This window comes from Pigmentiphaga soli (assembly GCF_039541095.1).
Taxonomy (GTDB): domain Bacteria; phylum Pseudomonadota; class Gammaproteobacteria; order Burkholderiales; family Burkholderiaceae_B; genus Pigmentiphaga; species Pigmentiphaga soli.
This window is the reverse complement of record NZ_BAABFO010000012.1, coordinates 99,706-113,348: the sequence shown is the minus strand read 5'-3', so window position 1 is coordinate 113,348 and position 13,643 is coordinate 99,706. Positions and strand designations below refer to the sequence as shown.

Below are 13,643 nucleotides of genomic sequence, written 5' to 3'. Positions count from 1 at the left end.
ATCAACCCGGGTTATGCCAGTATCCTTACCGCGGCCGAACCGGCGGGCCATCTTGGGCATGGGCCGGCCGACACCAAGAAAACAGGGGGTATGGCAATGTCGGACACATGGTTCCCGGTATGGCGCGAGCGGCCGGGCGTGGCGCAGGAGGGCGTGATCGCCCCCGACGAGCGGCTGCCGTGGCCGCCGATGCTGGCGATGGGCGTGCAGCACGTGGTGGCGATGTTCGGCTCGACCGTGCTGGCGCCGCTGCTGATGGGCTTCGACCCCAATCTGGCGATCTTCATGTCGGGCGTGGGCACGCTGCTGTTCTTCGTGCTGCTGGGCGGCCGGGTGCCGAGCTACCTGGGCTCCAGCTTCGCCTTCATCGGTCTGGTGATCGCCGTCACCGGCTATGGCGGCAGCGGGCCCAATGCCAACATCGGCGTCGCGTTGGGCGGCATCGTCGCCTGCGGGGCGGCCTATGCGCTGGCCGGGCTGGCGGTGATGGCCACCGGCTCCGGCTGGATCGAGCGGCTGATGCCGCCGGTGGTGACCGGCGCGGTGGTGGCGGTGATCGGGCTCAACCTGGCCCCGGTGGCCGTCAAAAGCGTGACGGCCAACCCGTTCGACGCCTGGATGGCGCTGGCCACCGTGCTGTGCGTCGGCCTGGTGGCGGTGTTCGCGCGCGGCATGCTGCGGCGGCTGCTGATCCTGGCCGGCCTGCTGCTGGCCTACCTGCTGTATGCCGTGCTCGCCAACGGCGCGGGGCTGGGCAAGCCGATCGATTTCTCGGCCGTGGCCGCCGCCGCGTGGCTGGGCGTGCCGCATTTCACGGCGCCGGTCTTCCGCGCCGACGCGATGGCGCTGATCGCGCCGGTGGCCGTCATCCTGATCGCCGAAAACCTGGGCCACCTGAAGGCGGTGGGCGCGATGACCGGCCGCAGCATGGACCGCTACGTGGGCCGCGCCTTCGTGGGCGACGGCCTGGCCACCATGCTGTCGGGCAGCGTCGGCGGCACCGGACTGACCACCTATGCCGAGAACATCGGCGTGATGGCGGCCACGCGGGTCTATTCCACGCTGCTGTTCGCGATTGCCGCCGTCATCGCCGTGCTGCTCGGCTTTTCGCCGAAGTTCGGCGCCGTCATCCAGACCATTCCGGGAGCGGTGCTGGGCGGCGTGTCGATCGTGGTGTTCGGGCTGATCGCGATCGCCGGCGCCCGCATCTGGGTCGAGAACCGGGTAGATTTCTCCGACAATCGCAACCTGATCGTGGCCGCCGTCACGCTGGTGCTGGGGGCCGGCGACTTTTCGCTGGCCGTGGGCGGTTTCACCCTGGGCGGCATCGGCACCGCCACCTTCGGGGCCATCATCCTGAACGCGCTGCTGGCCCGCGGCCGCGCGGAGGGGTGATCGCCGCGGCTCCGTCCTGCGCGGACTGCATGCGGCCCGCTATCGGGCCCGGCACGGCCGCGCCAATGCGGCTACGATGCCGAGGGCAGGCGGGCTTCCCATTTGCCGGATTGCTGGTAGAACTGGTAGCGGTTCACCTTTTCCTGCCGCGAGCCCCTGACGTCGGCCACGGTGCGTACGTCGCACACCACGCCCTGCGCGCCGGTCGACTGGCAATTATCGATGGACCGGACTTCCAGCGTGCGAACCACGTTGGAAGCCACCTGTCCATCGAAGTTGCCGCGCGACGATTCGGGCGCGCTGTTCATGGCCTGGATCTCGCGCTGCATGGCATCCTGCAGGGCTACGGTGGCCTGTTCGCGGGTCGGCATGTTCTGGGCGGCAGCCAGCGTGCTGGCGCCGAGCAGGCCGGCGGCGAGTAGCATTTTTTTCATGTCGTGCTCCTTCTGTGGCGGCCCGGAAAACGGGCCGACGATTCAATCTAGACCGGGCGCGCACAGCCTGCTGTAAGGCTTTACGTTTAGTGTTCGCTGTTTGTAAAGCGGCCGCCGCGGCGGCCCGATGGGCGCGTTTTTTGCGCGTCCGGATGCGATGCGGCCGCGTGCGTGCGGGCCGCCGGCATCCGGCGGGCGGTGCGCGCGGCACATTTCGCATGGCGTTTCATGTCCGACGATCCGACCTCCGTTTCCACCGCGCCCCGCGCGTCGCTGTTCGCCCTGATGCCTTTCATGCGGCGCTATGCCGGCCGCTGGGCGCTGTCCTTCCTGGCGCTGGTGATTGCCGCCGGCGCCACGCTCGCGTTGCCGGTGGCTTTCCGCTATCTGATCGACATGGGTTTCGCGGCCGGCAACAGCGCCCATATCGACCGCTATTTCCTGGCCCTGTTCGGCGTGGCGCTGGTGCTGGCGATGGCCACCGCGGCCCGCTTCTACCTGGTGTCGTGGCTGGGCGAGCGGGTAACGGCCGACCTGCGGCGCGCCGTCTACGACCACGTGCTGGGCATGAGCCCGGCCTTCTTCGAAACCACCCGCACGGGCGAGGTGCTGTCCCGGCTCACCACCGACACCACGCTGATCCAGACGGTGGTGGGCTCGAGCCTGTCGATCGGCTTGCGCAATCTGTTCCTGCTGGTGGGCGGCCTGTCGATGCTGGTGGTGACCAGCCCGGTGCTGACCAGCTACATCCTCGGCACGCTGGTGGTGGTGGTCGCGCCCATCGTGATCTTCGGCCGCCGCGTGCGCCGGCTGTCGAGCGCCGCCCAGGCGCGCGTGGCCGACGCCAGCGCGCTGGCGGGCGAGGCGCTCAACGCGATGCCCACGGTGCAGTCCTACGCGCAGGAAGGGTTCGAATCCCGGCGCTTCGGCGAGGCGGTGCAAGCCGCCTTCGCCGGGGCGCTGGCCCGCAGCCGGGCACGCGCCAGCCTGACCGCGCTGGTGATCGTGCTGGTGTTCGCGGCGGTGGTATTCGTGCTGTGGCTGGGCGCGCATGCGGTGCTGGCCGGGCGCATGACGGCGGGCCAGTTGTCGCAGTTCGTACTGTACGCGGTGGTCACCGCCGGCGCGGTGGGCGCGGTGTCCGAGGTATGGGGCGACCTGCAGCGCGCTGCAGGCGCGGCCGAGCGGCTGATGCAGCTGTTGGCGGCCCGCTCGCCGGTGGCGCCGCCGGCCTTGCCGCGCGCGCTGCCGGCGCAGGGCGATGGCATCGAGTTCGACCGCGTGGTGTTCTCCTACCCCTCGCGGCCCGAGACGCGCGCGCTGGATGAGGTGTCGCTGGCCGTGCGGCCGGGCGAGCACGTGGCGCTGGTGGGCCCGTCGGGCGCCGGCAAGACCACGCTGTTCCAGCTGCTGCTGCGCTTCTACGACCCGCAGTCGGGCGCCATCCGGATCAACGGCGTGGACGTGCGCGAGCTGCCGTTCGAGGCGCTGCGCAGCCACCTGGGCGTGGTACTGCAGGAAACCGTGATCTTCTCCGGCAGCGTGGCCGACAACATCCGCTACGGCCGCAGCGATGCCACGCCCGAAGAAATCCGCCGCGCCGCCGCGATGGCCGCCGCCGACGAGTTCATCGACGCGCTGCCGCAGGGCTACGGCACCTTCCTGGGCGAACGCGGCGTGCGGCTGTCGGGCGGCCAGCGCCAGCGCATCGCCATCGCCCGCGCCATCCTGAAAGACCCGCCGATACTGCTGCTGGACGAAGCCACCAGCGCCCTCGACGCCGCCAGCGAACGCCTGGTGCAGCAGGCGCTGGACAACGCCTCCCACAACCGCAGCACCCTGGTCATCGCCCACCGCCTGGCCACCGTCCAGCAGGCCGACCGCATCGTGGTGCTGGAGCAAGGCCGCATCGTGGCCCAGGGCACCCACCCCCAACTCCTACAGTCCTCCCCCCTCTACGCCCAACTGGCCGCCCTGCAGTTTGGCTCCTCCCCACGCGCTTACGCGCGCCCCCCGGGGGGCGATGCCGGCGGACCGGCGGAGCCGGATCCGCGGCATCCTGGATGAGGTCACTACCAGCTCGCTACGGCGCCGTCGCTGCGGGGGTCGAAGCCGCCTTCCAGCATGCCGTCTGGATGGCGGATCAGCGCGCCGGCGTGGCCCATGGTTTCGTCGTACGGCAGCAGGATCTCCACGTCGTGCCCGCGCGCGCGCAGATCGTCGGCCACCGCCGGATCGAAGCGCGCCTCCAGCTTGAGCGTGTCGGAGGTCTGCCCCCAGGTGCGGCCGAGCAGCCAGCGCGGCGCGTCGATGGCGGCCTGGGGGTTCATGCCGAAATGGACGATGCGGCTGAACACTGCGCTCTGGGATTGCGGCTGGCCGTCGCCGCCCATGTTGCCGTACACCAGCGTGCGGCCGTCGTGCAGCCGCGCCAGCGCCGGGTTCAGCGTGTGGAAGGGCTTGCGGTGCGGCGTGAGCGGATTGAGCGCGTCCGGGTCCAGCGAGAAGCTGCAGCCGCGGTTCTGCCAGTTGACCCCCGACTGCGCCAGCACCACGCCGCTGCCGAACTCGTGATAAATGCTCTGGATGAAGCTGACCGCCACGCCGTTGGTGTCGATCGCGCCCATCCAGACCGTGTCGGCCGGGCCGCGGCCGGCGCCCCACGGCGCCGCCTGCCGCGGCAGGATGCGCGCGGCCATGGCGTCCAGGCGGTCCGGATCCAGCAGCTCCTGCGGATCGTCTTCCATGTAGGCCGGGTCGGTGATGAGGCGGTCGCGGATGTTGAAGGCCAGCTTGGTGGATTCCGCGCAGGCATGCACGAAGTCGGCGCCGGACGGATCCATGTCGCGCGCCAGCAGGCGGTCGAGCTGGCCCAGGATCAGCAGCGACACCAGGCCCTGCGTGGGCGGCCGCACGTTGTAGACCAGGCCGGCGGAGTGGGCCAGCGTCAGCGGCGTCTTCCACACCGCCTGGTGCTGGTCGAGGTCGGCCAGCGTGAGCGGGCTGCCGGCGGCGGCCAGGTCGTGCGCCAGGCTGCGGGCCAGGTCGCCGCGGTAGAAATCGTCGAGCCCGGCGCGCGCCAGATGCTCGAAGGTATCGGCCAGCCGCGGCTGGCGGAACACGCTGCCGGTGGCCGGCGCCGCGCCGCCGGGCAGGAAGGCGTCGGCAAAGCCGTGCACCGCGGCCAGCTCGTCGCGCTTGGCCTGGGTGCAGCGCGACTGGCTGGCGGTGACGGGGATGCCGCGGCGGGCGTAGTCGATGGCGTCGCCCAGCAGGCGCGACAGCGGCAGCCGGCCGCCCAGTTGCTCGGCCGACCAGGCGAGCGCGGCGTCCCAGCCGGACACCGTGCCGGCCACGGTGTTGGCCGCCAGGCCGCCGCGGAACGGGATCGCGGCCAGGCCGTGCGCCCGGTAGGCGTCGATGCTGGCCGCGCCGGCGGCGGCGCCGCAGGCTTCCAGCGCGACCGGCGCGCCGCCCGGCTGCGAGATCAGCCAGAAGCCGTCGCCGCCGATGCTGTTCATGTGCGGATACACCACCGAGATGGTGGCGGCGGCGGCCACCATCGCCTCGACCGCATTGCCGCCTTCGCGCATGACGGCCAGCGCGCTCTGGGCCGCCAGTGCGTGCGGCGCGACCGCCACGGCGCGGCTGCCGCGCATCGGATTGGGAGTGAAAAGAGGAGAACGCATCGCTGTAACCCGCGAGATCATGGAAAATGACAGCATTGTCTCGCACAGGCCGCCCGGAAACGAAATTTTTGCCGATCGCGCCGCTGCGCGAGAGCGATTGCCCCTCCGGCGCGGGGGTATTGGCGGGGCGCGGTCGGCGTCCCCCTATAATGGGCCGCCTTGCGGCCGGCCCACCGGCCGCGCAACCGGCCCGGCCGCCCACGCGGCCGCCGGCCTTGCCAATCCAAGGATATTCGTGAGCGATCCGCTAGACCGCAGCCTTGCCTTGCTGGACCAGCCTGCGCACCGCGCGCTGCTGACCCGGAGCCTGCACGGTATCGAGAAAGAAAGCCTGCGGGTGGACCCGGCCGGGAACCTGGCCCTGAGCTCCCATCCCGCCGCCCTGGGCGCGACCCTGACCCACCCCCGCATCACGACCGACTACGCCGAGTCGCTGATGGAATTCATCACCGGCACCCACGCCGGCCACGAAGCCCTGCTGCAGGAGCTGCGCGACATCCACCGCGTCGTCTACGCCGAGCTGGGCGGCGAATTGCTGTGGAACCAGTCGATGCCGTGCCGCCTGCCGGCCGAGGAAGACATTCCCATCGCCTGGTTCGGCCCCTCCAACACCGGCATGCTCAAGCACGTTTACCGCCGCGGCCTGGCCTACCGCTACGGCAAGGCGATGCAGTGCATCGCGGGCATCCACTACAACTTCTCGTTCGCCGACGAGTTGTGGGGCCTGCTGGCCGGGCCGGACGAGCCGGCCGGGCTGTCGGCCCAGGATCGCCAGTCGGCGCGCTACGTGGCGCTGATCCGCAATTTCACCCGCTACAGCTGGCTGCTGATGTACCTGTTCGGCGCCTCGCCCGCGGTGTCGCCCGATTTCCTGCGCGGCAAGCCGCACGGGCTGCAAACGCTGGGCGCCGATACGCTTTACCTGCCGTACGCCACCAGCCTGCGCATGAGCGACCTGGGCTACCAGAACAAGGCGCAGGCCGGCCTGAAGCCCTGCTACAACACGCTGGAAACCTATGTGCAGCGCCTGTACGCGGCCGTCAGCCAGCCCTGGCCCGAGTACGAGAAGCTCGGCACGGTGCGCGACGGGCAGTGGATCCAGCTCAGCACCAACGTGCTGCAGATCGAAAACGAGTACTACTCCAGCATCCGCCCCAAGCGCGTCGCGCGCCGCGGCGAACGGCCGCTGGTGGCGTTGGCCTCGCGCGGCGTGCAGTACGTCGAGGTGCGCTGCCTCGACATCGATCCCTTCCTGCCGGTCGGCATCGACGAATCGGGCAGCCGCTTCATGGAAGCCTTCCTGCTGTTCTGTGCGCTGCAGGACAGCCCGATGTTCGCCGAGGGCGGCCACTGTTCGCGCAGCGCGAACAACTTCCTGACGGTGGTCAGGGAAGGACGCCGGCCCGGGCTGGCGCTCGACCGCGACGGCGCGCCGGTGCCGCTGCGCGACTGGGGCGGCGAGCTGCTCGACCGCATCGCCGCCTGTGCCGACCTGCTCGACCGCGCCCACGGCGGCGTCGCCCACGCGGCGGCGGTGGCGGCGCAGCGCGAGCGCCTGGCCGAGCCCGAGGCCACGCCGTCGGCCCGTTTCCTGCGCGAGCTGCGCGCCAGCGGCGCGTCGTTCCTGGAGTTCTCGCTCGGGCTCAGCCGCGTCCATGCCGACGCCTTCCGGCGCGAGCCGCCGGCGCCGGCGCTGCGGGAAGCGTTCCGGCGCCAGGCCGAGGAATCGCTGCAGGCCCAGCGGCGGATGGAGGAAACGGAAACCGGGGATTTCGGCGCCTTCGTCGCCGCCTACCACGCCCGCCTCGAGGGACTCTTCCGCAAATGAGCCCGCCAGCCGCTGTCGCGTAGTACGTATGCAAATCGTCTTCACGGTTCTCATCATGTTGCTGGCGGTGGCGCTGTCGGGCGTCGTGTCGCGGCTGTCGCCGTTCAAGCTGCCGCTGCCGCTGTTCCAGATCGCGCTGGGCGCGGTGCTGGCGCTGCCCTTGTTCGACCTGCGGGTGCGTTTCGATCCCGAGGTGTTCCTGCTGCTGTTCGTGCCGCCGCTGCTGTTCGCCGACGGCTGGCGCATTCCCAAGCGCGAGCTGATCCGGCTGGCGCGGCCGATCCTGGCGCTGGCGCTCGGCCTGGTGCTGTTCACGGTGGCCGGCGTGGGGTATTTCATCCATTGGCTGGTGCCGGCGGTGTCGCTGCCGGCCGCCTTTGCGCTGGCCGCCGTGCTGTCGCCCACCGACGCGGTGGCGGTGTCGGCCATCGTCGGCCGCAACACGCTGCCGTCCAGCCTGCAGCACGTGCTGGAAGGCGAGGCGCTGATGAACGACGCGTCGGGCCTGGTCACGTTCAGGTTCGCCATCGCCGCCGCGCTGACCGGCGCCTTTTCGCTGTGGGACGCCACGCTGAGCTTTCTCGTGATCGCGATCGGCGGCCTGGCGGTTGGCGCCGCCACCACCTGGCTGATCGGCCAGGCGCGGCGCCAGGTGGCGCGCTGGATCGGCGACGAGCCGGCGATCCAGGTCGTGCTGCTGCTGCTCACGCCGTTCGCCGCCTACCTGTTCGCGGAACACTTCGGCCTGTCGGGCATTTTGTCGGCGGTGGCCGCCGGCATCGGCATGACCTACGTCGACGGCGCCGACCGCGGTTCGTCGGCGATGCGGCTGCAGGCCAGCAGCGTGTGGTCGATGCTGGAATTCATCTTCAACGGCATGACCTTCATCCTGCTGGGGCTGCAGCTGCCCAGCGTGGTCGGGCTGGCGCACGAAGACGCGCAGGCCGCCGGCGGCGTGCCGGTCTGGCATCTGTTCGCCTACGTGGCGGCGATCAGCCTGGCGCTGATCGCATTGCGCTTCACCTGGGTCTGGGTGACCCAGCATCTGCAGGGCTTCCGCCGCCTGCTGCAGGGCGGCGAGCGGCGGCGGGTCAACGGCTGGGTGGTGCTGGTGGCATCGCTGGCTGGGGTGCGCGGCGCGGTCACGATGGCCGGCGTGATGTCGGTGCCGCTGGTGCTGGAAGACGGCTCGCCGTTTCCCGGCCGCGACCTGCTGATCTTCCTGGCCACCGGCGTGATCCTGTTCTCGCTGATCGGCGCCAGCCTGTCGCTGCCGTGGCTGATGCCGCGGCTGCCGCGGCAGGCCCACAGCCGCCAGCAGGCGGAGGAGAAATTCGCCCGGGTGCGCCTGGGCCGGGCGGCGCTGGCCGGCATCGAGCAGGCGCAGCTGCGCCTGCAACGCGGCATGAGCGAGGAAGACCTGGCCATGCTGACCGAGGTCAGCGCCGAGGTGCAGGCGGTATACCGGCGGCGCGTGGAGGCCGAGAGCGACGCGATCGACGCCCAGCGGCGCGCCGAGCGCTACCGGCTGCTGGAATGCGAGCTGCGGATGGCAGCCATCCAGGCCGAACGGCAGGAAATCTACCGCCTGCGCGATACCCGCCAGATCGACGAGGAAGTCTTCGACAGCCTGCTGCGCAACATCGACCTGGCCGAGAACTGGCTGTCGGGCCGGCTGGTGGCGGCCCGGCGCAACGCCGCGCAGTAGGCGCGGCGGCCGGCGCCCTGGCCGCGGGCGGGGGCCGCGCGGCCCGCGCCTACAGCACGGGCGAGAACAGCCGCGCCGTGGCGTCGCCCAGCCGCCGGCCGAACCAAGCCGGCCGGTTCTTCGGCACGCGCGCGGCGTGGCGCAGGTCGGTCTCGAACTGGCGGCGCAATGCGTGGGCCATGTCGGGGCCGTAGATCAGCGCCGTCACCTCGAAGTTGAGCTGGAAGCTGCGGTTGTCGAAATTGGCCGTGCCGACGAAGGAATAGGCGTCGTCCACCACCAGCGTCTTGGAATGCAGCATGCGGTCGCGGTATTCCCACACCTTGACCCCGGCGTCGATCAGCTCGTCGAAATAGGAACGGGCGGCGGCCGTCACCACCAGCGAATCGCTGCGCTCGGGCACCAGCAGCCGCACGTCCACGCCGCGCTGGGCGGCCAGCGTCAGGCTCATCAGCGCCGCCTCGCTGGGCACGAAATACGCCGTGGTCAGCCACACCCGCTCGGTGGCGGCGTTGATGGCCGCCACCTGCATGCGGTGGATGGCCTCGCGCTGGTCGTCGGGCCCAGAGCTGAGGATCTGCACCAGATGCGGTCCGGGCTGGGCGTCGGGCAGCAGCGCGTCCAGGTCGTGGTCGGGCGCGTTCAGGCCGGTGGCGTAGGTCCAGTCCTCCAGGAACACCATCTGCAGCCAGCGCACCGCGCCGCCTTCGATGCGCAGGTGCACGTCGTGGTAGGCGTCGTCGCGCACGCGCTCGTCTTCCTCGTCGGTCACGTTCATGCCGCCGGTGAAGCCCACGCGGCCGTCGCAGACCAGGATCTTGCGGTGGTTGCGGTAGTTGGTGACCGGCCGCAGCCGGCGGCCGATCTTCACGTCGTGGAAGAAGCATACGTGCGCGCCGGCCTCGCGCAGCGGCCGCAGGAAGTGGCGGCCCAGCCGCGCCGAGCCGAGCGCGTCGATCAGGAAGCGCACCGTCACGCCCTGGCGCGCCTTGACCACCAGCCGGTCGCGCAGCGCGGTGCCGATGCGGTCGGGTTCGTAGATGTAGAACTCGACGTGGATATGGTCGCGCGCGGCATCTATGGCCTGGATGAAGGATTCGTAGGTCTGGCCGCCGCCCACCAGCAGCTGCAGGCCGTGGGCCGACGACAGCGGGGCGTCGCTGGTGGCCAGGCCGAGGGTGACCATCTGCCGCATCGCGGCCGGCGCGTCGTGGCGGCTTTCGCGCAGCCGCGCCCGCTCGGCCTGGCCTGCCACCACGGCCCGGCTGCGCAGCCGCTTGAGCCGGCGCCGTTCGAGCCGCTGCGGGCCGAAGAAGTAGTAGACGATGAAGCCGGCGTAGGGCAGCAGCGGCAACAGCAGCAGCCAAAGCACGGTGGACAGCGGCGGCCGCCGCTGCAGGATGATCCAGACCGCCACCGCCGCCAGGTACAGCGCCCAGGCCAGCGACAGCGCGGCCACGATGTCCTCGCGCGTCAGGTGGCCGGCCGCCGCGCCCAGCCGCTGCAGATAGGCATCCAGGTCCATGGCGTGCCGCTATAGCGGAATGGTGTGCTTCTTGACCCGGACCTTGGCTTCCAGGTAGTTGCGGTTGTTCGGATTGAGATAGACGCCGGTGGGGATGGTGCTTTCCACCTCGATGCCGTATTGCTCCAGCTGGCCGGTTTTGTCGGGGTTGTTGGTCAGCAGCCGGATGCGGGTGATGCCGAGCGCCTTGAGCATCTGCGCCGCCGGCTCGAAGCTGCGGGCGTCTTCGGGCAGGTTCAGGTGGCGGTTGGCCTCGAAGGTGTCCAGCCCCTGTTTCTGCAGCGCATAGGCCGACAGCTTGGCGTACAGGCCGATGCCGCGGCCTTCCTGGCGCAGATACAGCAGTATGCCGCCCTCGCGCGAGAACACGTCGATCGCTTCGTGCAGCTGCGGGCCGCAGTCGCACAGCTGCGAGCCGAACACGTCGCCGGTCAGGCACTCGGAATGGACGCGCACCAGCGGCGTGGCGTCGGGCGCCAGCGCCGGGAAGACGATGGCGATGTGTTCCTCGGCGAAGCCGCTGAAGGTGATGAACTCCGGCGGCCGGGCGGCGCCTTCCAGCGGGATGACGACGCGGTTCTTGATCGTGACCATATGGCTGTCCGTCAGAAGGCCATCCAGGCCAGGATGGCCAGCCCCAGCGCGATCCGGTACCAGGCGAACACGCGGAAGGTGTGGTTGGCGACGAAGCGCATCAGCGCCCGCACCACCACCAGCGCGGCCAGGAAGGCGGCCAGGAAGCCGATGCTGATGGCCATCATGTCGTTGTCGGTCAGCAGGGCGTGGTTTTTCCAGCCATCATAGACCGCCGCGCCCAGCATGGTGGGCATGGCCAGGAAGAAGGAGAATTCGGTGGCCGTGGTGCGCTTCAGGCCGGCGGCCATGCCGCCGATGATGGTGGCGCCCGAGCGCGAGGTGCCCGGGATCATCGCCACGCATTGCGCCAGGCCGATCAGCAGCGCCTGCACCCAGGTCACCTCGCCGATGTGCGGCGTGCGGACCTCGCCCTGCGGCTTGCGCTCGACCAGCAGGATGATGATGCCGCCCACGATCAGCGCCACCGCCACCACGGAAGGGCGGAACAGTACGTCCTTGATCTCGCGCAGGAAGGTGGTGCCGATCACCACTGCCGGCAGGAAGGCGATGACGATGTTGCGGGTGAACCTCCACGAAAAGCGGTCGCCCTCGGCCAGCCCGAACAGGATGTGCGCGATCTTGTCGCGGAAGATCCAGATCACGGCCAGGATGGCGCCGAACTGGATGATGATCTCGAATACCTTGGCCTGGCCGGAGTTGAAGTTGATCCAGTCGCCCATCAGGATCAGGTGGCCGGTGCTGGATACGGGCAGGAACTCGGTCAGTCCTTCGAGGATGCCGAGGAAGAAGGCCTTGATGAGGTAGAGCGTGCCGTCAGTCATGAGGGGATGAACCGGTTTGCGCGGTGCCGTCAGTTGAAATTCTTTCGATGCGCACGGTGGCGATGCGCCGGTCCGTCACGCGGGTGATCTCGAAGCGCAGGCCGTTCCAGACCACGGCCTCGCCGATAGCGGGCAGGTGCGCGAAGCGCGACAGCAGGAAGCCGGCCAGCGTCGCGTAGTCGTGCGCGGCGTCGACCAGGCCGCGCGTGTCGAGCACCTGCTGCAGATAGTGCAGGTCGGTGCCGCCGGCGGCCAGCCAGCGGCCTTCGCCCTCGGCCACGATATCGGGGGTTTCGTCTTCGTCGGGGAATTCGCCGGCGATCGCCTCGAAAATGTCGATCGGCGTCACCAGCCCCTGCACGGCGCCGAATTCGTCGGTCACCAGCACCAGCTGGCCGCGGGCGCGCTTGAGCGTCTCCATCACGCGCAGCACGCCGGTCGATTCGTGCACCACGATCGGCTCGCGCAGCCGGGAAACGTCGATCCGGCCGGCCGTCAGCAGGTCGGCCAGCAGGTCTTTGGCGCGGCCGATGCCGACCACTTCGTCCAGCCCGCCGCGGCATACGGGAAAGAAGCTGTGCGGCACTTCGGTGATCTGCCGGCGCATGGTGGCGGCGTCGTCGTCCAGGTCGATCCACGACAGGTCGGTGCGCGGCGTCATCAGCGAGCGGATGGAACGGTCGGCCAGGCCCAGCACGCCGCTCACCATGTGGCGTTCGGTTTCGTCGAAGGCCGGCGGCCGCACGGGCGGCTGGCCGGCCTCGGGTTCGTCGGCGCGTTCGGGCGCCGCCTGGCGCCGGCCGCCCAACAGGCGCTGGATGGCCTCGGCCGTGCGGGCCCGTATGCTGCGGCCCGACTCGCGGCGCAGGAAACGGCGCCGCACCAGCAGGTTGAGCGCCTCGGCCAGCAGCGGGATGCCGACCGCCGCGTACAGATACCCCCTGGGCAGCGGCACGCCGCAGCCTTCGGCCAGCATGGAGAGCCCGACCGCCGCCAGCAGGCCCAGGCCCAGCGCCGGCACCGCGGGATGGGCTTCGGCCAGGCGCAGCAGCGGGCGCGGCGCCAGCAGCATGGTGCCGATCGAGACCGCCACCGCCAAGGCCATGGGCACCGGATGCGGGCCGGCGGCGGCGCCCGTGGGCACGGGGCCGGGCGCCATGCCGGCCGCCATGGCGACCGCATCCAGCGCGAATACGGCGTCCAGCGCCGCGATCTGCGCCGCCACCCGCCACAGGCGGGCGCCGGGCCGTTCGCCGCGGGCCCGGCCTTCCAGCCGCTCGTGCAGGCCCAGCGCGGCCCGCAGCAGCAGGAACAGGCCGCCGCCGGCCAGCGCCAGGCCGCGCGTGGAAAGGCTTATCGTGCCGAGCGTGAACAGCGGCCCGGTGCGCGCCAGCAGCCATAGCGCCGCGCCCAGCAGCAGGAGCCGCATGGCCGGCGCCAGCGCCAGCCCGAGCGCCCGCGCGCGCTCGCGCCGCGGCGGCGGCAGGCGGTCGGCCAGCAGGGCGATGAAGACGAGGTTGTCTATCCCGAATACGATTTCCAGGACGGCCAGACCGAGCAGGCCGGCCCAGATCGTCGGGTCGAACAACCATTCCATAAGGGACTCCGTGGGTCCGGGTCTGCCGAATCATAGCGGACGCGGATGA

At 70.5% G+C, this 13,643-nt stretch carries 10 protein-coding genes; 4 read left to right on the top strand and 6 right to left on the bottom strand.

From position 1 onward, the window contains the following. Positions 1-96 precede the first annotated feature (96 nt). Positions 97-1,395, top strand: a complete 1,299-nt coding sequence (locus ABD927_RS13905) for a solute carrier family 23 protein (protein ID WP_345250422.1) — start codon at positions 97-99, stop codon at positions 1,393-1,395. Positions 1,396-1,466: 71 nt separating this feature from the next. Here the strand turns inward: ABD927_RS13905 and ABD927_RS13900 are convergent, their stop codons facing one another. Next, positions 1,467-1,829, bottom strand: a complete 363-nt coding sequence (locus tag ABD927_RS13900; protein WP_345250419.1) for a hypothetical protein — start codon at positions 1,827-1,829, stop codon at positions 1,467-1,469. A gap of 228 nt (positions 1,830-2,057) precedes the next feature. Here ABD927_RS13900 and ABD927_RS13895 point away from each other — a divergent pair, with 228 nt between their 5' ends. Next, complete coding sequence (locus ABD927_RS13895; protein ID WP_345250417.1) at positions 2,058-3,896, top strand: ABC transporter transmembrane domain-containing protein; 1,839 nt, start codon at positions 2,058-2,060, stop codon at positions 3,894-3,896. A 5-nt stretch (positions 3,897-3,901) separates the two neighbouring features. Here the strand turns inward: ABD927_RS13895 and ABD927_RS13890 are convergent, their stop codons facing one another. Continuing rightward, complete coding sequence (locus tag ABD927_RS13890; protein WP_345250415.1) at positions 3,902-5,518, bottom strand: gamma-glutamyltransferase family protein; 1,617 nt, start codon at positions 5,516-5,518, stop codon at positions 3,902-3,904. 235 nt (positions 5,519-5,753) lie between these two features. On the opposite strand from ABD927_RS13890, the gene gshA reads away from it, so the two are divergent. Together gshA and ABD927_RS13880 are read left to right on the top strand one after the other, a co-directional pair. Continuing rightward, positions 5,754-7,346 (top strand): glutamate--cysteine ligase, encoded by a 1,593-nt coding sequence (gene gshA / locus ABD927_RS13885; RefSeq protein ID WP_345250413.1) that lies wholly within the window; start codon positions 5,754-5,756, stop codon positions 7,344-7,346. 28 nt (positions 7,347-7,374) lie between these two features. Next, entirely contained in the window at positions 7,375-9,054 is a 1,680-nt protein-coding gene (locus tag ABD927_RS13880) for a Na+/H+ antiporter (protein WP_345250411.1), read from the top strand. A gap of 49 nt (positions 9,055-9,103) precedes the next feature. Here the strand turns inward: ABD927_RS13880 and cls are convergent, their stop codons facing one another. From cls to ABD927_RS13860, 4 genes are read right to left on the bottom strand one after another with little or no spacing between them, the layout of a single operon-like run. After that, positions 9,104-10,579: a cardiolipin synthase gene (gene cls, locus ABD927_RS13875; RefSeq protein ID WP_345250409.1), complete on the bottom strand. Its 1,476-nt coding sequence runs from the start codon at positions 10,577-10,579 to the stop codon at positions 9,104-9,106. 9 nt (positions 10,580-10,588) lie between these two features. Beyond that, a complete protein-coding gene (locus tag ABD927_RS13870; RefSeq protein ID WP_345250407.1) occupies positions 10,589-11,173 on the bottom strand; it encodes a GTP cyclohydrolase II in 585 nt (194 codons plus the stop codon). 11 nt (positions 11,174-11,184) lie between these two features. Next, positions 11,185-11,997 carry an undecaprenyl-diphosphate phosphatase gene (locus ABD927_RS13865; RefSeq protein WP_345250405.1) on the bottom strand — a complete coding sequence of 271 codons (813 nt, stop codon included), beginning with the start codon at positions 11,995-11,997 and terminating at the stop codon, positions 11,185-11,187. Beyond that, positions 11,990-13,594, bottom strand: coding sequence for a TerC family protein (locus ABD927_RS13860; RefSeq protein WP_345250403.1), 1,605 nt, complete (start codon positions 13,592-13,594; stop codon positions 11,990-11,992). Before ABD927_RS13860 ends, ABD927_RS13865 begins: the two co-directional genes overlap by 8 nt. Between the last annotated feature and the right edge of the window lie 49 nt (positions 13,595-13,643).